Origin of the sequence: Laedolimicola intestinihominis, assembly GCF_040096155.1 — a bacterium.
GTDB lineage: Bacteria > Bacillota > Clostridia > Lachnospirales > Lachnospiraceae > Laedolimicola > Laedolimicola intestinihominis.
Map to the genome: position 1 here is coordinate 38266 of NZ_JBBMFE010000014.1, position 18982 is coordinate 57247.

Annotated in this window: 22 protein-coding genes; all 22 read right to left on the reverse strand. The window is 51.3% G+C overall.

The genetic code is table 11. The annotated features are described in order from the left end of the window. Positions 1–56 precede the first annotated feature (56 nt). On the reverse strand, positions 57–515 hold the full coding sequence (locus tag WMO29_RS13360; RefSeq protein ID WP_308459193.1) for a hypothetical protein: 459 nt from the start codon (positions 513–515) through the stop codon (positions 57–59). A gap of 2 nt (positions 516–517) precedes the next feature. Beyond that, positions 518–1213 carry a hypothetical protein gene (locus WMO29_RS13365; protein WP_003499643.1) on the reverse strand — a complete coding sequence of 232 codons (696 nt, stop codon included), beginning with the start codon at positions 1211–1213 and terminating at the stop codon, positions 518–520. A 60-nt stretch (positions 1214–1273) separates the two neighbouring features. Continuing rightward, positions 1274–1855, reverse strand: a complete 582-nt coding sequence (locus WMO29_RS13370; RefSeq protein WP_050624190.1) for a sigma-70 family RNA polymerase sigma factor — start codon at positions 1853–1855, stop codon at positions 1274–1276. A 16-nt stretch (positions 1856–1871) separates the two neighbouring features. Next, positions 1872–2279 (reverse strand): zinc-finger-containing protein, encoded by a 408-nt coding sequence (locus WMO29_RS13375; protein WP_243139228.1) that lies wholly within the window; start codon positions 2277–2279, stop codon positions 1872–1874. A gap of 56 nt (positions 2280–2335) precedes the next feature. Further along, on the reverse strand, positions 2336–2683 hold the full coding sequence (locus WMO29_RS13380; protein ID WP_003499640.1) for a hypothetical protein: 348 nt from the start codon (positions 2681–2683) through the stop codon (positions 2336–2338). An 83-nt stretch (positions 2684–2766) separates the two neighbouring features. Continuing rightward, positions 2767–2988, reverse strand: coding sequence for a DUF6133 family protein (locus WMO29_RS13385; protein ID WP_003499639.1), 222 nt, complete (start codon positions 2986–2988; stop codon positions 2767–2769). 61 nt (positions 2989–3049) lie between these two features. Further along, positions 3050–3196 (reverse strand): hypothetical protein, encoded by a 147-nt coding sequence (locus WMO29_RS13390; protein WP_006873413.1) that lies wholly within the window; start codon positions 3194–3196, stop codon positions 3050–3052. Positions 3197–3381: 185 nt separating this feature from the next. Next, a complete protein-coding gene (locus WMO29_RS13395; protein ID WP_050624192.1) occupies positions 3382–4260 on the reverse strand; it encodes a type II secretion system F family protein in 879 nt (292 codons plus the stop codon). Beyond that, on the reverse strand, positions 4257–5189 hold the full coding sequence (locus WMO29_RS13400; RefSeq protein WP_003499637.1) for a type II secretion system F family protein: 933 nt from the start codon (positions 5187–5189) through the stop codon (positions 4257–4259). Before WMO29_RS13400 ends, WMO29_RS13395 begins: the two co-directional genes overlap by 4 nt. Then, the gene (locus tag WMO29_RS13405; protein WP_003499636.1) at positions 5190–6566 is read right to left on the reverse strand and encodes a CpaF/VirB11 family protein; all 1377 of its coding nucleotides are present in this window, start codon (positions 6564–6566) and stop codon (positions 5190–5192) included. After that, positions 6559–7353 carry a CpaE/TadZ family protein gene (locus tag WMO29_RS13410; RefSeq protein WP_003499635.1) on the reverse strand — a complete coding sequence of 265 codons (795 nt, stop codon included), beginning with the start codon at positions 7351–7353 and terminating at the stop codon, positions 6559–6561. Before WMO29_RS13410 ends, WMO29_RS13405 begins: the two co-directional genes overlap by 8 nt. A 27-nt stretch (positions 7354–7380) precedes the next feature. After that, complete coding sequence (cpaB, locus tag WMO29_RS13415) at positions 7381–8220, reverse strand: Flp pilus assembly protein CpaB (protein WP_003499634.1); 840 nt, start codon at positions 8218–8220, stop codon at positions 7381–7383. A gap of 12 nt (positions 8221–8232) precedes the next feature. Next, the gene (locus WMO29_RS13420; RefSeq protein ID WP_227589410.1) at positions 8233–8742 is read right to left on the reverse strand and encodes a prepilin peptidase; all 510 of its coding nucleotides are present in this window, start codon (positions 8740–8742) and stop codon (positions 8233–8235) included. Beyond that, positions 8717–10414: a DUF8193 domain-containing protein gene (locus WMO29_RS13425; protein ID WP_227589409.1), complete on the reverse strand. Its 1698-nt coding sequence runs from the start codon at positions 10412–10414 to the stop codon at positions 8717–8719. Before WMO29_RS13425 ends, WMO29_RS13420 begins: the two co-directional genes overlap by 26 nt. Positions 10415–10494: 80 nt before the next feature. Further along, positions 10495–11064, reverse strand: coding sequence for a DUF6550 family protein (locus tag WMO29_RS13430; protein ID WP_215725542.1), 570 nt, complete (start codon positions 11062–11064; stop codon positions 10495–10497). Between the two features lie 74 nt (positions 11065–11138). Beyond that, positions 11139–11639, reverse strand: coding sequence for a hypothetical protein (locus WMO29_RS13435; protein WP_215725543.1), 501 nt, complete (start codon positions 11637–11639; stop codon positions 11139–11141). A gap of 8 nt (positions 11640–11647) precedes the next feature. Beyond that, complete coding sequence (locus WMO29_RS13440; RefSeq protein ID WP_243167434.1) at positions 11648–12139, reverse strand: DUF4320 family protein; 492 nt, start codon at positions 12137–12139, stop codon at positions 11648–11650. Positions 12140–12262: 123 nt separating this feature from the next. Continuing rightward, the gene (locus WMO29_RS13445; protein ID WP_118560360.1) at positions 12263–12910 is read right to left on the reverse strand and encodes an RloB family protein; all 648 of its coding nucleotides are present in this window, start codon (positions 12908–12910) and stop codon (positions 12263–12265) included. Between the two features lies 1 nt (position 12911). Then, positions 12912–14108 carry an AAA family ATPase gene (locus tag WMO29_RS13450; protein ID WP_006873400.1) on the reverse strand — a complete coding sequence of 399 codons (1197 nt, stop codon included), beginning with the start codon at positions 14106–14108 and terminating at the stop codon, positions 12912–12914. Positions 14109–14302: 194 nt separating this feature from the next. Then, a complete protein-coding gene (locus WMO29_RS13455; RefSeq protein ID WP_173885384.1) occupies positions 14303–15799 on the reverse strand; it encodes a S1 RNA-binding domain-containing protein in 1497 nt (498 codons plus the stop codon). 34 nt (positions 15800–15833) lie between these two features. Then, a complete protein-coding gene (locus tag WMO29_RS13460; RefSeq protein WP_349137190.1) occupies positions 15834–17774 on the reverse strand; it encodes a VirD4-like conjugal transfer protein, CD1115 family in 1941 nt (646 codons plus the stop codon). Positions 17775–17785: 11 nt separating this feature from the next. Beyond that, positions 17786–18871, reverse strand: coding sequence for a hypothetical protein (locus tag WMO29_RS13465; protein WP_006873397.1), 1086 nt, complete (start codon positions 18869–18871; stop codon positions 17786–17788). Between the last annotated feature and the right edge of the window lie 111 nt (positions 18872–18982).

Sequence of the window (18982 nt, forward strand, 5' to 3'; positions counted from 1 at the left end):
GCGAGGTGGCTCAAAACCACCTCGCATTTTTAGGATTCAGAGGACGGATCGGGATGTTACTCCGGCTCGCTGATTGCTTCATAGCCCAAAAAGCTGTTCGTTGAAAGGGCTGCGTCCAGATAGTCATTTCCCACGGCAGGCCGCGCCCCTTTCTGAAAGTAAAATCGGTAGGGTGCGCCTATTTTAAGCCGGGCCGATTTACTGAGAAGCAGTGTGATCTCTATACCATGGCTGTCTATCAGATGTACTTTGCGGTAGTGGCGGAGCATAGGTGTACTGATACCGGCGCAGATGCCTTCCACTACCTCGTAGTTCTTATGTGCTGCAGTCGCCCAGATCCATCGACAGGATATAAGACAGGCGCAGAGTACGACAATCCCCAATGCCAGCAGGATATGATCTTTAGTCGCCACGCAGATGATGACGCTGATTCCCGCACTGGCGATTCCGGCCAGCAGAGTGAGCAGAAACTTTCGCTGCAATACGGTGGGAAAAAGAGTCCATTGTTTCATCATGCTCATACCCTCTCAAAGATAATCTGCTGCCGCAGATAAAGATTGGCAACGGCTAATGTCACTGGCTTGCTGCTCTGGCTGATTTTGACCATGCTGGCAATGTTGTCACTGGTGGTCGTTTCATCTCCGTAGAGGGAATCCAAAAGCGCACATTCATTGGGGAGGCGGGAAATATTTTTATCTATGCACTTGATGATCTCTGCAGTGGAGAGCAGGGCTTGGCCGGCAAGGCGCATGACCAGAACTTCGTATTTGGTGCGTTTATCTTTCTGGAACAGTTTCCGCGCAGCGGATACCGGAACATGTGCCAGCAGCGTCAGCTTGACAAAAGAGGCGAGCCGGAGGAAGAACGGTCCGCTGGTTGGGATAATGCTGAGCGAACCAAGCAGGTCATACAGAGCATCGTATTCTGTTTCACCGCTGCCGGATACCAGAAGACCGCGGGTAAGCAGTCGGTTTGTACAGTCTTCCCAAGAACGCTCGGTACAGTAACCGGATGCGGTGGCTAGCTTTTCGTATTCTTGTGCGATGTCATCCCAGCGCAGGATTCTCCAGTTGAGCATGCTCCAAATCACCATTTCCTGCATATCGGCCATGTACTCCTGACCGCCTAACAGGATGATTGGACAACTGCGGTTGCAGCCGTTTGTCCTTCGTTCAAACCGGCCGACCGCAGTGTATAGGGTTTTGATTGCCATATTTCGATACCTCCTTTTTATACATATCCCTTACTGTTATTGATGCTGATTTTCAACAGATCAAAGCAGGCAGGTTAAAAAGTCAGGGTCATTGCGAAGTTTTTCCAGGGAGCGGGAGATCCAGGCGCCCACATGGGAAGGAGGGACTTGATAGAGGGCGGCGATGTCTGTAATGCGCATTCCCTGAACCTTCAGCGCCAGTGCTTCGATGCCAAGTCTGGCAACGCCCTGATAGTTCTGTTTGCTGGCTTCCAGCAGATCAAGGGTCTCCAGACGAGAAAGGTGGGAGTCAAAATGGTCATCCGGCTGGTCTACCTGCTCTCCATCTGCGGCCAGCTCGCCCTGTTCTCCGATGATCAGCCGACTGATGTGCCGCCCCTGACTACAGATTTTTCGGCAGTAGGAGAGGAGTCCATTTTTCACAACCTTTTTGGCGTAGGTTGAAAACTGCGCCTGTCCGGCATTGTAGGTAAAAGCGGCCTTGCAGAGCCACAGGCATCCTTCCTGAAACAGATCTCCGTACTCCAGACCACAGATGCCGGGATTTACATGGATGTTGTTGACAATGACCCAGTGAACGATGGATAGGTTTTTTTCTACCAGTGTCTGCTGGTCTTTGGTAAGCTTAAAGTTTTGCTTCATCAGGCTTCACCTCCGTTCAGGCAGCACGCCCGGATGTGTACGCCGGAGCCTGCTGACAGAGGGAAATGACTTGCTCACACATATATTCGGAAAACTGGCCGATGTGGGTCTGGTGTGCATCAAGCCCCAGTTTGGCTTGCAGCCAGATATAGACCTCCCATTTTTCCATATGGCAGTCCTGCTGCAGTTTTTTTAGGGCACGATGGGCCAGAATGCGTTTGTGGCGCAGATCGCCATTCGCCAGTGTCCCCATGGGGAGCAATGTGCGCTCATGAGCACTGACATAGGCATTGCAGGCCGGCCATCTGTCGCAGACATACAGGAATTTTCCTCTGGTCTGTGGAGTAGATCCATACACAAGGCTTGCAGGCCGAAGAGAAGCGTGAGCATGACAATAAGGACATTTGATTTGCTTTTGTTTCAATAAAATCACCTCCATTACGCGCCGATGACGGCGGCATTGCGTCTTAACAGGCAGAATCATCCGAAGTAGGTATCCCGGTCTGGGCATAGCTGTAAAAACGGACATACATGGTCCGAAGAGGTATGCCATTCCAGAAACTTGGTATAAGCAGTCCGGAACGAGCGGCACTCCAGAATTGCAGAGCATTCTTCGGGGTCCACTGCTTCTCCACTCAGCTTCCGCACTGTCTGGACGGACAGAAAGATCGGCTGACAGCCTGCGTCTGCTGCCATCAGGAACCCCTCACAGGATGCCTGCCGGATCATTGGACAAAGTGAACCGCTGCAGCGGATGAACAGGGCGTTGCGCCAGTTACCCCGGACTGCCTGCAGAAAGGAATAGAACTGACACGGTTTTTGATTCATGCTTTCACCTCCATTAGTCGTTATCTGCAAATAAAAAAGGGGCCAGCTGCAGAAGTTCTGCAAACTGGCCCCTGATTTGGTGCTTAGGAGAACAGACTTTCAATCTCTTCAGTGATGCGGGGGATGACCGTATCGTTGAAGATGAGGGTCAGAGCCGCCAGGAGCAGCGCACCCAAAACTACGGCGATAATGATCTTGACGGCATCCGAAATGTAAAAATCGCCGCGCTGATTGGACAATGCCATACGGCCGCGGTTGAGCAGATAGTTGGCTTTGGTATAGATACGGGTCGTGAATTTTCTCATGGTTAACCTCCTGTTATGTGTTTGATTTGTGGTTGGGTAGGTATATCAAGTCCACCGTCTGTTAAGCGCGGCGGATAGGCTTGATCAGATTGTTTTTGTTGGAACGGGGCCGGTTCGGATATGCTTTAGGCCGCTGGAACAGCAAGCAACGAAATCGGCGTTTTTTGGTGCCGGTATCATTCGGCGGATAAAATTTCTTTTTGGGCATAGGCATTCTCCTGTAAAAAATGAAGCCGGGCTGATGAAACAGACCGGCTCAGTTAGGACCAATGGAAATAATGTGCCTGTCGCTATGGAAAATCGCTTGGGTACAAACGCTCACCTCCCTGTGTATTTGTCTTCCATATGAGGAGCAGGTATGAAAACGCCCGGAAGTACCGGGTCGGATACCAATTAGCCAAAGAACGCCCCGAGCGAACTCATAACCTCGGTACAGAGCACCACCAGATAGATAATCATAATGCAAATCAGCATCATCATAGAGTAACGCTGAATCTTTTTGGGACGTTTGGCAGCTTCCTTCTTCAGATTGTTCTGCTCGATCTGGCGCATATCGAAAGTAATCATTTTGAAGTACATCCGCTGATCATCGCCGCGCAGGACACCAATCAGGCCACGGATCACATCGGACAGCATGGGGCTGCCAATGCGGGTTTCAAATCGAATGAGGGCATTTTCATAGTTGCCGGTCTTCATATCAGCAATGGTCTGATCCAGCTCGGCGCCGAAGTCTTTCCCAGCCACACGGCGGTAGGAAGTCAGAATTTTAAGTACATCCCTGTCATTTTCAAGGCTCTGGCCGACGGTCAAAGCAAATCGGGGGATCTCTCCCTCGATCAGTTTGCGGCGCTTTTTAACAAAATCAAAGGCTGCATAGTAGGTTGAAAACCACAGCGCTACCGCAAGGCCAATCAAAATAGGTACCAGCAGCGGAATAAGAAATGCCATGGGGATGGCACACAGGCCAACTGCCCCTGCAGTTACCCAGGCTCTGGCTGTATAGACCTCCGGGGTAAGCTGCAGACCTGCAATGTCCAGAGCGCGTTGCACCTTATTGCGCTTGAGCCGGTCCAGCCGCAAATAAGGGGCGATCCAACCGGCGATTTTTGTCACATAGACATCAAGCAGCTTTTCATTTTTGGTGCCCTGCTGTTTGCGGGAGAGCATCATCATTTGTGAGGTCTTCTTGGTCGGGATGTCCACAAAGGCACAGGTCAGGTTGTAGACAGCAAAACCGAAGAAGATGATGGCGATGAGCGCCAGAAAGGTCATACGCTATCACCTCCATATTCGATGGGCTTGCTCAGTTTCATAATCTGGGTCAGCGCAAACAGGATGATGGCTGCACAGATTGCCAGTGCAATTTTGCCCGGTGTGGTGAAGATAAGGGTGTGGAACCAATCCTCATTCAAGAAATAGAGCATCGGCACATTGGCGATAACCAGAAATATCATGGTGATGGCTTCACGCCGCGGTCCTTGCATCATTGCCTCCAGTTCCGACTGCACCACACGCACATCGGAGAATTTCTGGTTGATGGTAGGCAGGGTATTCTTCATACTGCGGTCGGACTGGCATTGGATGAGGGTACCGCACCATTCATGGAAGACCCGGTTGGGAATCTTCATCTTCAGGCTGTTGATAGCACTGGTGATGTTGGCATTGATCAATTCCGCTTCATAAACGAAGGCTTCAAAGTTGGCTTTTACCGGCTCATTGATATAGGGCAGGTTTTCCTTGACAGAACGGATCAGATCCTCGGTGCGCAGGTAGGAAGTCGTGATGATGGAAATAGCGGTTTCCAGTTCTTCATTCAGATGCTTTTTATAGCTGGCGGCAGTGCTGCGCAGATACCAGATCGGTATAAGGGAAAAACCGATACCCAGAATGGGCACCATGTACACATTCCCAATCAAAAGAGCCAGCACAGCCCCCACAGCGAACAGAATCAGGGACAGTCGTTTTATTGCCTCATAGCGGTCCGCCCGTCCGGTACCCTTCAAGATCTGTTTCAGTTCGTAATCCTGATTAAAAAAACCCTTGGCTGGTGTGCCCAGAAGAACATTCAGTTCATCAGACAAGGTGGCGGATTTTCGCTGGGAGCGGAAGAGGGCGTCAATAAAATCACCCGGCTTCACACCAAACAGAGCCAAAAGCCCAGCACTGAGCAGGATAAAACAGATAAGATAGATCCATTGCAATTAACCCACCTCCTTTGGCGGCTGCATGAATTCTTCCAATTCCTTGTTGGAAATGCCATTGTCCAACAGCCTTTTCTTCAAGGAATCGGAGATCAAGCCGATTTTTTTATGGTGCCCCACCACACGGGTTTCACCACGGTCATCAGTTACATTGTCCTCCACTTCATATTTGTATAGGGAATGGGCGATCAACCGCCCGTCCTGGTAGTCCTCGCCCTCGATGATTTCCATGATCTTACGGGAACGGTCCTCCAGCTGCTTGGTAAAGACGATGATGGGATACGCCTCTACCATGATCTGCATGAGGATGGAGTCATCCATGTTGTACTTGCGTTTGGCAAGGGTCATCATCCTGCGGTAAGTACTGTTGCAGGAATTGGAGTGGATGGTGGTACATACGGTATGGCCGGTGCGGGAACTTTCGGCTGCGGACAGGCTTTCTGCCGCTGACCGCATTTCACCTACACCGATGACATCCGGATGCTTACGCAGCACCCGCTCCAGAAGAAAATCCTGATTGATGTTCAGCGCAGGGTTCTCGCTGGGGCGGGTCAGCAGATGTACCACGGAATTGAGGATATTGCCCTGTGCATCCCGCTTGACCAGATCAAATTCGCGGCTGCCTTCTTCAATGGTAATAAGGCGCCGGTTATTGGGCACATTGGACAGCAGCCAGGCCATGATCGTGGTCTTGCCGGAGCCGGTGGAGCCGGCAATGCAGACGGACACCCCATATCGTATACAGGCAGTCAGAAAGTGAAGCATTTCAGCGGTGGCACTGCCGGAGTTCAGCAGTTTTTCTTCACTGACGGTCTGCTGGTTGACAATACGGATGGAGGCATTGACGCCTACATCTGCATCCACAATGGGAGTTTTGTCCACTGAAATACGGATGTTTTTGTCCAGAAATCCCACAATGCTGGGCATAGTATCATCAATGACCATGCCGCAGGCGTTGAGCATTCGGCGGATCACATCGATGGCGTGCTGGGGCGAACTGAATTTATCAGAGATCTTGATACTGCGCCCACTGGATTCGATCACTTCAATGTCGTTGTAGGCGTTGATGTTGACCTCCTCAACACCAGGCTTATAGATCCATTTCTTCAAAAAGGAGTAGCCGGCCATGTCTTCATAGAGCTTGGAACACAGTTCTTTTGTAGAGAGCCCGTCAAGGGCATATTTGCGTTTGACAATGTAGTGTTCCATCAGTTCTTTCAGCAGGCTTGTGGCACGCTCTGCATTGCCTTCCCCAGCTTCAGCAATGGTGGAGGCATGGTTTTCGGCAAAATACCGCTGTACATCCTCCAGTACCTGGTCATAGGTCAGCTCCTGATTGGCGGCCGGTGTGAAGAATATATCATTCAAATTACTCATCGGCATCCTCCTCACATTCATACGCTGCATCATCCTCTGACTGTTCGGCCAGTTCCATTTGCTCCAGAATTTCCAGTACCTTGTTCAGTGAAGCAGTGTATTTGGGGTTACAGTAGGTGATAGCCTTGAACATACCGCCTTCGGTAGCACAGCGGTCGATCTCCTTACTGTAGGGAAGCAGGCCGTCAAACCCGCCAATGATATAGCCCATTTCATCCAAGGCGTGGAAGGGACGGGCCAGACCGGCGAATGTCATATGCTCAGAAAACCGGAAGCGCTCGTCCACAAGCAGAGGTTGATGGGCTTTCAGGTAGTTGATGCCCTTTAGGTCCGGGGTGAGGATACGGATGACCACATCGCCGGCTTCAATGGCGGCGGGAGTGAACACATTGGTCATGCTGGTGCTGCAGTCCAGAATGACGAAATCTACCAGTTTGGCGGCAGCATGAATGAGCTGCAGTACCATGGTATATTTGACCTCTGGGTAGCTCAGCGGGTTTTCTCCTGCCGCATAGCCCATCATCCCAATGAAGGGATAGTTTTTCAGCACTGTCACATGACTGGCGACCAGAGATGTATCAATCTCCACACTGCTCAAAACCTGGCCGATAGAGGTATTGGTCTGGATGATCTGCTCCGGTAGCCAGACCGGCAGCATAGGGACATTCATATCGGCATTGATAATGATGGCTTTCCGCTTGTCCCGGGTCAGGGCTTTGGCCAGAATACAGCAGAACATGGATTTGCCGCTGCCGGGGCTTCCCCAGACGGTGATAACTTTACCCATAACGAAGATCCTCCTTCCTTGATTTGATTATTCTGCCGAGGGTGCAGTTTCATTAGTGGATTGTGCAGACTCTGCAGTTTCCGTTTCCTGGGGTTCACTTTCAACATCAGAATTTTCCGCATCTGCAGCTTCTTCCTCAATCAAAGTTTCGGGGAAGTAGATTTCCTGCAGAGTCTTATCCTGCTCGGCAAGCAGCTCATCTGCCAGTTTGTCATTGTTGCGGGAGATAAGAGCCACATGAGCTACGCCGTCATTTTCAAGACCGGTAATGATCTTCGCCTGTTCAGGGCTTGCCAGCACAGTGATGGTGGCTGACTGCTGCTTTTCTTCATCCTCCGTGGGCTCCTTGGCATTATCCACATTGATGCCGTCTGAGTCTGTGACGGACAATACTTTGACAAAACGCAGTTCCGGTACTTCGGCCGCCGTATCAAGAAAGTGGTAAATACGGATGATGTCACCGGGCTGAAGCTTGTCAGAGAGGCCGGAAGCAAGTGTTTTAACGGTCAGCGAGATAGCGACCTTACCGGAAGGGATGCTGTTGAGCGCCACATCGGACGAAACCGGTACAGAGCTGATCTTGCTGGTAAGGATATAGTCACCCACAGCCAAGTCGGCGGTAGCGTAAAGACCATTTACATCGGAGAGCTGATGGGCGATGTTGGAGGGGAGGTTATAGCCGCCTACCTCAACCACCTCGGCATTTTCTGACGAGATTTGCTCGCCTTTCAATACCGGCTGGGTGATACGGACGATTTCCTCTTTTCCATTGGTCTGACGGGCGATGGTTGGAAGTGCCACAAAGGCGATAACTGCCGCCAACAGCAGAGAGAGGATCCCGAAGATGAATCGGTTATTCAGTTTCATAAGCGTTGTCTCCTATCTTAAAAATAGTTGGGCCAGGGTCGCTGTACAGCAGCCACAGGCGAGAAATGGCAGGAACGGGATAGCAAGGGGCTGCCCAGTTCGATAAAGCCGCCTGAGAAGAAAGATCACAGGCATTGCGGTAACAGCGGCAGTCAGAAAGACCAGCGCCATGCCGGAAGGGCCATAGACCAGCCCTAATATCCCGCAGAACTTGATATCCCCGCCGCCCAGACCGGTGCCGTTTGTTGCCAGTGCAGCTGCCAATGGAATACAAAAGCCGAGCAGGGCGCCTACCAGGGCATGGGTAGCGACCGGCCAGAGGAAGAGCGGCGGGAGCCCATGGTTTAACAGGAAATACCCCTGCAGGACCGGCGCCAGGGCAGCTAAGGGGATAAAAAAGACGAGTGCCCGGTCAGGCACCCGTCTGTAAAGCACATCGTAGACAGCAAAGCCGGCCACCACAAAAAATATGGTAAGCAGGTAAGCTGTCCAGAGGTTATTCTCGATTGGTATACCAGTCATCATAAAGGCTCCCTTGGATCGAAACATAGTCATTTAGGTTGATGGATAACATGCCGTCAGGAGTCCAGGTATCCCACACCTGTGTATAGATGGTGTAGTCGGTGGCATCTGGGAACCACAGCGGTGTGAAATGCACTGTCCGGTCATAGGTGGAAAACTCGTTGGGCTTGAAGATGAATTTTGCACTTTGGCCGCCGGAACGCTGCAGAAGCCGCAGATAGGTCTGATACTGGAACTCAGGAAATACGGAAAAAGCAGTTTGGGGATAAGTAATGTGGCTGGTCGGGGCATCTGTGGACAGCGTTGCCCGCACTTCGGTTTTAACGCCGTACCCGCTTTTCATCGTCTTGCCGGATGCTGTGGGTACAATATCATCTGGCATTAGGGACATCTCGCCGCTGATGGAAGCGGAGTAGCCCGTATATTCGTATTCCCAATATCCTTCATCCACCCAGTGCCCGCCATCTTCACCGTGGTCGCACCATACCCATACAGGCACCCAGTAGCAGCTCCAGACGCCCCAGTTGGCAGTGAGCTTCTGCGTTTCACTGGGTAGGGGCGGCACAGAGTAGCCGGGATTCGTGTCGGTTGCCACAGGGTCAGGTGGAATGTGCTCATTCAGATCCACGATTTTTGCGACAAAGGTATCCTGAGCGGTATAGGCACCGCTGACAGATACTGTAATGGTCACGGTTTGTGGGGTGGAGGGGGTATGCCATTTGACCCAGACTACCTGACTGTCACCGGCTGGGATCACTATATCATTGACCCGGTAGGTGGTGCCGAGAATATGGAAGGTAACCGATGCCGGATTATCCGGCGTCAGATCCTGATCTGTCCGCAGTGTGACGGCGGTGATCACATCCGTATCTACTCGGTATTCGACATCAGGGGCCTCAATTTCTCCTTCCGGCGGAGCTTCATCAAACCAGACGATACCAACGCCAAGGGTGCTGATGATGTCGGAATTGTTCTGCTTTCCAGTGGTGCTGCCTGTCCAGGCGGAGATGCCAAGGTCGCTGAATTCCAGGAACATTGACAGCGGCAGATTTTTATGGGTAAGCGAGGTCATGGTTTTCCGCAGATTGCCGCCGGACATCTGATCATACAGGCCGGCGGCAGTAGCTGTCATACAGTAATACTGGCCGTTGTGCGTGAAATAGGCAATGGGCTCGATCAGCAGCTTGTACTCGCCGGCAATCATCCGCTCATAATCGACTCCGGCTGCCTGAGCGACCATCATGCACGCATATTCAGAACAGAAATACCGTTTGATGGCTTCGATGTTGCTCTGCCCCTTGCTGCTGACGATTGTGGGCATAGATTGCGTAGGTCTAATGCAGGAATAGGCAACGCCGGACTGGAGGGAGAGGCCGGCGCCGCCCAGGTATTGCAGTTTGTTGACTTTCCCAAAATGGAGAAGACTGGTCTTCTGCGTCCGGTTTGAAAAGTCCAGCGGAGAAGATACGGCAGTTCCGCTGGATGCGTCAACAACAGTAATGCGGACGCCATCGTTGCCTGAGTTCCAGAAGTTGCTGCTTGTGCCATGACCCATGCTGCCACCGCCGCCATCTATGTTTCCATTTCCGCCCGTTGCAAAGGCAGAGGAGGGGAATAGACAGAAAACAAGGGTAAAGCAGCATAGGAAGGCGAGAAGTCGTTTCAAATACATCACGCTCCATTCCTTTTGAAAATAGGAAGGCCGCCACAATCCTGTGACGGCCAAGTAGTGCCATATTCAGTTGTAGTAAATCAGCCCATATTGCCGACCTGTTTGTTCAGATCTCCATCGCTGTCACCGGTGGACTGCTGTACATTGCCGGGAACAACCCAGCCAAACACCGGATCATATACAGCTCCATTTCCGTTGCTGGAGCCTGGAACCGGCTCATTGCTGGGCGGCGCTTGCTCGGCGGGCGGGGCAGTAACCTCCGGAACTGACGGGTCGGGATTGACGGTATGCTCCTGACCAGGATCTTTGATTTCGGTCTTACCTTCCGGCACCGGAGGAGGCGTTTCTTCAAGCTTTTCAGTATCGGTGAAGTCGATCACAACCTCATCCTCCGTTTGGGAGGTTACTTTGGGATATTCTTCTTCGGCATCTGTGGACTGGCCGGGGGCATAAGCATCTGCTCCATTATCACCATCTGTCTGTGTGCCGCCATCTGACCAATCGCCGGTGACGCTGCTGGGTGGGGATTCATCCGGCCTAAAATCTCCGGTACGGTCGCGGCTTACGAACCAGCAGACACCCAGAATAGTGACGCAGAGGAGAGCCAGCGAGGAAACAATAAAGCCTTTGGATTGGAAAAACTTCTTCATATTTTACATACACTCCTTTTTTGCTGTTATATAAAGCCTATACGGTAGAATGTGCCGGGCTTTCAACAGTAGGGTTAGAATTTTGTGTTGTGGTAGCCTGTCAGCTCCACCCGTTGGGTGATAGCCGGATAACTGTGGCCGAACATCCGCACATAGAACTCCACGTCACAGTAAAAGATGTACTCAACCCGTCCATCCTCTACATTGAACTCCAGGCTGATGTCGGAAACCTTGTAATCCTCCGTTGAAAGCGGAATCTTGGAGTCCAGGCCACCTGCCACTGTAGCCTCCAGCATGTCGGTATAGTCACTGCTGGAGTAAAGGGTATTTAGGTACTCTTCAAAGTTAGTTTCACGCTGGGAACGGTAGGTATCTGCATAAATCGTGCCGCTAAGGTTATTTAACTCCATTTTAGCGCCGTTGCGGATGTTGATGCAGGTGATCCGGATGGAAGCGTACAGGAGCAGGAAGGAAATCAGCATCACGATGCCTACCACAAAAAAGCAGGCGAAAAAGGTGATCTCGCCCCGTTCGTTTCGCAGCAGCTGTTTCAGCTGCAGGAATATACGTTTCATAGGTCACCTCACTTCCAGTAGTGCTCACTGACGCCGCTGCCGCGGGCAACAACTGTGATGTTTACCAGGTCAAAATTCCAGAACCCGCCCAGTTTAGCATCTCCCTCGATAGTAATGAAGAAGGGGGTGCCCAACTGGATGGCATTTGTCATACCGGATGGCCTGGGTGATGTGTAGGTAGCGTCAATGGAGTAGGAAATATTTTCGGCTCCTTCGATCTGAGAACTCAAAAATTCAAACAGCTCATCGGTCTCGCCGTTGACGCCGCCGGAAAGCTGGATCTGTTTGACCATCTGATCGGCGGCATGGTCAAGTTCCTGCTTGGTGGAAATGATGCTGAACAGGTCAATAATGAAGGCCAGCAGCAGGACAGCGATGAAGATGAAGACCACCGTACTGAAATAGTTGGCCTCGCCCCGCTCGTTGTTCAGCACCTTCCGGGCTTTTTGAAAGAGAATAGAAACCACCACCTTTACTGAAATTGAAAACAGCCGCTCCAAACCGGAGCGGCTGCTATGCAAAGTTTTGACTGTACCAAGTATAACAGATATGGATTTACGGCGAAAGGGCAGGACTGTGCCAATGTAGAGACAATTTTGTGCCAACCATGTTTCTTTGCAACATTACAGCAGTGATTCCACCAGCTGATAGATGTCGGTAAATGGATTGACAGCAATTCCAAACGGTTTGCTGCTGTCATTTTGAAGATGGTATTGCTCTACACGTTTGGCGTTCTGAATCGCAATGGCTGTATGCTCTGCTAACTGGTTATATACATCGCCAGCTTTCTCATAATCAGGGAGATAAGTGGTCAATGCGTTTTTCACTGCGGGGTAGTCTTTGAAAAATTTGGTGGTGTACTGGAAATGCAACAGATACCAAAATTCAAAGCAGGGATTGGAGAGTGCAATCTGAATCCCCTTCGCATCTGCCATTTTCCTTGCCTTGGAGAGCAGACTGTCCTTTGCAGTGATGGGGTCAGGGTTGTTGTAGTTCACATCTCCATCTGCAACTACCCATACAGAGTCTCCCTCTGATACGGAAATCTGATTTTTGTTCTGATATTCCACGGCTTTCCGGATCAGGCTGAGATAATCTGTTTCACCTCCGCTGGTGCGGCTGCCGACCACACGAATATCAATGTTTGTCTGACGGTTGCGGTAGTGTTCAAAATACTTAGGCTCAGTTTGAGAACCCTCCGTTACAATCAGAATGACAGGCTTTATTTTTCTGCGTCGCTGTCCACGCTTTTCAATTTTTCCACGTGCCATTTTACAGCCCTCCCTTGATAAAGGGGATTGCACCATAACGGCCAATCAGATAGCCTTTCTCCACCTTGGCATCCTTGCGGATGGAAAAATCGTAAAGGGAGAACAGATCGGTAGCCGCTGTTTGCTCGTCTTTTTCGGTAAACCAAATCTGATCTCTCCTCAGTACATCCAGGTCAAGAAGATTGGTGTTGTGTGATGTGAAAATCAACTGGGCTCCATTTGGATTGAACTCCACGCTGTTAAAAAGCGAGACCAGATGCTTTGTCAGAAGAGGATGCAGATGAGCGTCCATCTCGTCAGCGACAAGAAGCGTTCCTTCATCCAGCACCTTTTTTACAACACCGATCAGTTTGAAATAACTGTTGGTGCCATCAGATTCCTCTGCCATGTTCAGCGCGTAGGAAGAAGTATTTCCCTCTGTATCCTGTACCGTGTGAATGGCCTCGATATTGGTAAAGATATCATTACGCTGAGAAGGAGCGGGTTCTGTATCACGCATCTGAAGGGACTGTATGCCAAAATCTGCAACACGCAGCATAGAGGCGATCACATGCCGGTAGTCATCATCTTTGAGTTGTTCTGCTTCAAGGCCGTAGGCGTCTGCAACAGAATTTTTCGTGATGATCTGGCAGGAAGCAAACCATTCCAGAACCGGAATCACTTTGGAATAGCTCCAGTTTGATGCGACAGACAGATAGAGCTTGTTGGCCGAAGTGCGATCCTTGAGAGTATTTTGTTCATCGACATCAACGGTAAAGCGAAAATCTTTTGTGTCTTTTCGCTCAAAAATGAGTGCCTGCCTGCCATTGGGATAGTAATACAGATATTCTTCAATAACAGCTTTGTCTGTTACAGAAAAGCCATACGCATATCGGATGCCATTTGTGGTGAAGATGACCTCAAAGCTGCTGGGGCGAGAGGGTGTTTCCCGGTCAAACTTGAACGGCGAACGCTCAATGGTTTTGTGGAGCTGCTGGTTATGCGAAGTCAGCACATAATTTACCATGAACCAAAATGCATTCAAGACATTGGACTTTCCGGAAGCATTGGCACCGTAAATCACGGCAGACTTCAAATGCTTTTTGTTTCCGTCCACAATCAGGTGTTCCGGATGTTCGTTATCCTTACTGGCAAGCAGGGATAACACGACATTATCTTTGATAGAGAGAAAGTTCTCTACACTAAATTGAATCAGCATAAAACAACCTCCTAAATCCTTGCTATAATATATTATATCCGCATTTTTGTGAAAAATCAACGCAAATGAAAAATAAAAATCTATATAGAGGATTTAAGAGAACAGTCGTGTGGAGAGGATATGCGGTGGGAGTTTCGGTAATGATAAAAAGCAAGCCTGGGAAACAGTTCGCCGCTGCTTCCCAGGCGCTTTGCTTACAGGTTCTGACGGATGATCCGGGTGATAATACCTACGGCCACACCCCGCTCCATATCCAGACGGGTGACGGCAAAAGATACATCGTCCTTTTTGCCGGGCATCCGGTAGTCATAGCAGGAGTGGGCTACCGCATTGACGCCATTGGAGAGGCGCACATAGACAACGCCCTTGTGGACATCTGTGACACGGCCGGCATACTTGCCTTGGATACGGCACTTCTGCAGGTTGTCCCTGTCGGTGTTCTCGGAAATACTCTTGATGTCAGCCTTGATGCCCAAGTCCTCCAGACTGTTGCGCCGCACGCTGAGAATACGGACCAGAACCTCATCGCCTACGGAAAAACGCTCATGGGCATCACCGATCCAATCCCAGGCAAGGTCACGGGCAAGGATGGAGGTTTCAACGCCGAAAACTTCCACGCGCACAACCTTTTCAGCCACTGCAATCACACGCGCCTGGACGATGCGGCCCTCATAGACACGGTACATACCGGCAGCATCCGTATCCAGATAGAAAATCTGGCGTTTGCGCAGCATGGCCTCCTTGCGGCTGGCAACTACGCTGCGGGTCTTGGAGTCGATACCACGCACGATGAAGTCAATGTCAGCACCGAGCATGTTGCCAAGGATCTTATTTTGGCGCAGCATAAGGTCGGCGTATTCCTGACCGGAAGGACTGCGGCCCAGATTGATCATCATTTCCTTGATAGGGATAATGACACGGAACCCCTTGTAATCCACAACTGCCACCGTCTTGCGGTTGTCCAGCTGTTCAATGCCGCCCAGCTTGCCGGTGATGATCTTGCGGGTGCGGTAGGCATTATGGATCTCATGCCAGATTACATCATCACGGTCTTCGGCAGTCTCGACATCATCCCGGCTGCGGATGGTAAGGACGGGGGCCTCGCCGCGCTGGGGGCGGGGCTGGCGCTGGGGAGGAGAAGGAGTAGGGGCAGGAGCGGCAGCTTCTTCCACGACAGGAACATCAGGCTCCACAGCAGGTTCCTCCGTATCAAGAATAGAGTCGGCTGTATCCGCCGACTCTGTTGTTTCGGCAGGGACTTCCTCTGTGACAGTTTCTTCAGGAGCAGCAGCTTCTTTCTTCTTTCGGCTGGTACGCTTGGGCTTGGGAGATGCAGGGGGTTCCTGCACAGCGTCGGCGTTATCTTCGTAAACATCAGGCGGCTGCACATCAAAGTCTTCCGGCATATCAGTGGGAGCAGCGCTTTGATCGTCTGTTTCAGCAGGCGTATCTCCGAACATTTCCTCCTCGGTGAGTTCAGGAAGGGGATCTTCAGCCATATCTTCGGCAGAGGTGTCCTCCAGGGGCTGATCCATCTGCCCCAGCAGTTCGTTCAAATCCAGACTATTGCCAGTATCAGCAGGAAGGGATTCAGGTTGAGCAGTATCGGCCGGCAGAGTTTCGCCTTCCGACATAACGGTTTCGGTAACAGGAGCCTCCTGTTCCAGAAGTTCTTTTTTCTTGGTTGCCATAGATTAAAACCTCCTATGAATTTGATAGTTTTGTTTAAGACAGGATGGAATCCTTGTCTGTGGTGATAATGCCTTCCGGCGTACCGGCAGATTTGGGGGCCGGAGCCTCTTTGGGTGATTTATCCGTGGGGGATGCCGGTTTGGTGGCTTTGCGCTTTGCCGGCTTCTTTGCTGCAGGAGCCGGTTTCGGCGCGGGCTGCGGTGTTTTGGCGGCTTCTTCTTCCAAGCGGCGCCATTCCGGTACATGGGCAGATGCTTTGCAGGAACGCAGGTACTTGGCTTCCGGGTGTTTGGAGTAATCCATTTTGTCTACCTGCAGAACCTTCTTGCCACGGATGATGATGAGCGCCTGATCCAGCGGGAGCCGCAGGACTTCATCAGGAGTAAGTACAGGGCGTTTTCCAACACCGGAGGTCTCACGAAACTCCGGTGTATAGTTGGAGATACGCCAGGTGCCCAGCTGTTTGGACTTACTGGATACTGCTACGGAGGCAAGCCCTGTCCTGGCAGAAATAAATTCGGCAGTAAGCTGGTCTGTACAGCCTAAAAACAACTGCGCGTCACAGTTTCCAATGATCTCCTGCCACAAATTCTGCGGGTATCGGTTCTGCAATCCTGCGAGATTTTGGAACACACAGGACATGGAGATATTCCGGGAGCGTATTACGCTGAGCCGGCGGGAGAGGTCGGGGATCGTGCCGCACGCTGTCAGTTCTTCCCCAAGGATATGGACAGGCACAGGCAGTTTGCCGCCCTCGCAGTTGTGGTCTGCATATCGCACCAGTTTGATGAAGCAGAAAGATAGAAACAGCGAGGCCAGAAAATCAAAGGTGCTGTCCTGGTCGCTGGTAACGAGGAAGTAGGCACAGGGCTGCTGACCCGGAAGCTCCAGATCGATCTTATTCTTAGCGGTAATTTTTTTGATCAGCTCAGACTGGAATACCTGCAGGCGGCTGCCCAGACCGATAATCACGCCGCTTCGCACTGTGTCGCTGGCCTGCTTGAACAGGCTGTAGGGTGCTTTGGCAGGGTGCGTGGAAGGAAGCGCCTCGAACAATGTGTCAAGTTGGGATTCCCCATTGAGAGTCAGCAGCCGGTAGACTTCGCCAATGTTGCGGTTTTCTTCCGCATAGCCTTGATCCACATACAGTACCAAGGCCTTGAGCAGATTCATCTCACAGGCATCCCAGAAATGGTCGCTCTTGCCGTTGTTCGTGGTGTTCTTGATGATGACATCTACAAAAAGCTGGGCCATTAGTTCCTGTCCCTCAACTTCGGCAAGGCAACACCAGGAATCTGAGTTTTCAGGCGAAACGAGGTTGAATAGCTTGACACAATAGCCCCGGCTGCGGAGAAATTCGCTTGACTTCTCGTACAATTCCGATTTGGGATCGCAGATGATCAACGATTCTCCGGCGCCATTTTCACCTCGGACAGTGGCCTGAAGGATACGGTTCATACAAAACGAACGGGTTTTCATGGAACCACTGGCGCCGTAGACTGCCAGATTACTGTTGATTCTGGTATCTTCCGGTATGCAGACTGCTTTGCCATCCAGCATACCCAGTACAACACCCTTGTGTTTGCGCAGATCGGGCACCAGATCCAGTACGCCGGACATTTCTTTGCGGGACATCCAGCCGGAGGTGCCATAAGTGCCTTTGGCGGAGTAGGAGAAATTGCGGTCTTCATCATACTCACCGGCATCACCATATCCCATGCGCATGACCATGATGAGCAGCACTGCTAACAAGCCAATGCAGATCAAAATGCCATACACGCCATAAGGCGGTCTGAGCACAGAGGAAAGGCAGAGAAGGAAGTCGGGCGAAGCGGCCAGCGGTGAAGTACCGTCGCCGGGAATACCGCCGCCCTGTTTCCAGGTTGCATAGTTACCCAAAAGCTGTGCCAGAAAGCCGCCTGCGTATAGAATCGCAAGAATGGCAAAGGGCGCTGCAATCAGGCTTACGATCAGTTTTTTCTTGTTTATGGGAACAACCTCCCCTCGAATTTTGTGAAATCAATGGTCTGGAAGCGCACCCGGGAACCACAGTAGCTGCGAAGTACCTCTGCCTGGAAGTCAAAACAGATCAGTGTGCCTGGGCGCTCGGATAGTTCGAGGGAGGTGTTGAAGCGTGCGATACGGGGCAGATCGCAGAAATAGCCAAACAGGACTGGTGAGCCATCCGGTGAAACACCGTCATGCTCAATAGCCAGTCCGGGCTGCCTCGCAGTAAGACCTTGGAGCAGAATGCGGTCCAGCTCCGCAGTTTTCACAGGGTCGCACAGCAGTGCAAGTATCACCTCCCCCTGATGGTTGTTGGTAAGATAAAGAAAATGCTCATAGCTGCCATCCAGCATGAAGAAATCATGTTTGCGTCCTCCGGTGCTGGTCAAAATCTGGTAAGCCAGATCCATGCTGTTGCCCAGAATCAGTCCATGAACATCCTCATGGCGAAACTGTGGGGCCAGGCGCTGTTGGCAGATTACGCTCCAAATCAATGCCTTGACCCGCATTTCCGATTTGTAGCGCCACTTCATCAGGGCGCTGCTGCTGTTGTAGGTCACGAAGATGCCGGAGGGCGCAAGGAGTATTCCGGTGGAGCGGGAACTGCGGATCTTCGTGGTGTCGATCCCCATTTCTTTCACTTCTCTGGAACTGAAAAAAGCAGGATAGACAATCCTGCCGCCAGCGTAACCATCCGGCGCAAAAATTGCCGGTTTTTCATCCCGATACACACATACACCCGCATTATCCATGGTCACATAGGTTTCTGCCAGGCGGTGTAGCCGGAGTCTTCGGTCAATTTCGCATTTCAAACGGTTGGTGTCGGTATCTCCTGTCAGGTAGCTGGCAAACCTGTCCGGCCGGCTTTCCAGCAGAGTGGCTTTGGCTCGCGGCCCCAGACGGTAGCCGCGCAGTTTATCCCGGTAATAGGTACGCAGCAGCCCGTCTTTTTTCAGTGCAGTGACAACAGACTCCAGATAATATGGACTGCCGGGAAGTCTGTTAAGCTGGTCTGTGGGGAACTCGCCGGAGATGGCAGTCAGAGAGAGAAGCCTGTACGCCATCGTGTCTGGCTGTGGGAATTTCCCAAGTGATCACCTCCTTGTGGTGTGTGGCTTTTACCGAGACTGCAAGGAACTTCGGTAAAAATCCGTGGTGTAACGACAGAAAAAAGC

Excerpts from the sequence above, each read along its gene's own strand:
- WMO29_RS13360 (WP_308459193.1), bottom strand. The coding sequence starts at position 515 with ATGATGAAACAATGGACTCTTTTTCCCACCGTATTGCAGCGAAAGTTT.
- WMO29_RS13365 (WP_003499643.1), bottom strand. The coding sequence starts at position 1,213 with ATGGCAATCAAAACCCTATACACTGCGGTCGGCCGGTTTGAACGAAGG.
- WMO29_RS13370 (WP_050624190.1), bottom strand. The coding sequence starts at position 1,855 with ATGAAGCAAAACTTTAAGCTTACCAAAGACCAGCAGACACTGGTAGAA.
- WMO29_RS13380 (WP_003499640.1), bottom strand. The coding sequence starts at position 2,683 with ATGAATCAAAAACCGTGTCAGTTCTATTCCTTTCTGCAGGCAGTCCGG.
- WMO29_RS13385 (WP_003499639.1), bottom strand. The coding sequence starts at position 2,988 with ATGAGAAAATTCACGACCCGTATCTATACCAAAGCCAACTATCTGCTC.
- WMO29_RS13390 (WP_006873413.1), bottom strand. The coding sequence starts at position 3,196 with ATGCCCAAAAAGAAATTTTATCCGCCGAATGATACCGGCACCAAAAAA.
- WMO29_RS13395 (WP_050624192.1), bottom strand. The coding sequence starts at position 4,260 with ATGACCTTTCTGGCGCTCATCGCCATCATCTTCTTCGGTTTTGCTGTC.
- WMO29_RS13405 (WP_003499636.1), bottom strand. The coding sequence starts at position 6,566 with ATGAGTAATTTGAATGATATATTCTTCACACCGGCCGCCAATCAGGAG.
- WMO29_RS13410 (WP_003499635.1), bottom strand. The coding sequence starts at position 7,353 with ATGGGTAAAGTTATCACCGTCTGGGGAAGCCCCGGCAGCGGCAAATCC.
- cpaB (WP_003499634.1), bottom strand. The coding sequence starts at position 8,220 with ATGAAACTGAATAACCGATTCATCTTCGGGATCCTCTCTCTGCTGTTG.
- WMO29_RS13420 (WP_227589410.1), bottom strand. The coding sequence starts at position 8,742 with ATGACTGGTATACCAATCGAGAATAACCTCTGGACAGCTTACCTGCTT.
- WMO29_RS13425 (WP_227589409.1), bottom strand. The coding sequence starts at position 10,414 with ATGTATTTGAAACGACTTCTCGCCTTCCTATGCTGCTTTACCCTTGTT.
- WMO29_RS13430 (WP_215725542.1), bottom strand. The coding sequence starts at position 11,064 with ATGAAGAAGTTTTTCCAATCCAAAGGCTTTATTGTTTCCTCGCTGGCT.
- WMO29_RS13435 (WP_215725543.1), bottom strand. The coding sequence starts at position 11,639 with ATGAAACGTATATTCCTGCAGCTGAAACAGCTGCTGCGAAACGAACGG.
- WMO29_RS13445 (WP_118560360.1), bottom strand. The coding sequence starts at position 12,910 with ATGGCACGTGGAAAAATTGAAAAGCGTGGACAGCGACGCAGAAAAATA.
- WMO29_RS13450 (WP_006873400.1), bottom strand. The coding sequence starts at position 14,108 with ATGCTGATTCAATTTAGTGTAGAGAACTTTCTCTCTATCAAAGATAAT.
- WMO29_RS13455 (WP_173885384.1), bottom strand. The coding sequence starts at position 15,799 with ATGGCAACCAAGAAAAAAGAACTTCTGGAACAGGAGGCTCCTGTTACC.
- WMO29_RS13465 (WP_006873397.1), bottom strand. The coding sequence starts at position 18,871 with ATGGCGTACAGGCTTCTCTCTCTGACTGCCATCTCCGGCGAGTTCCCC.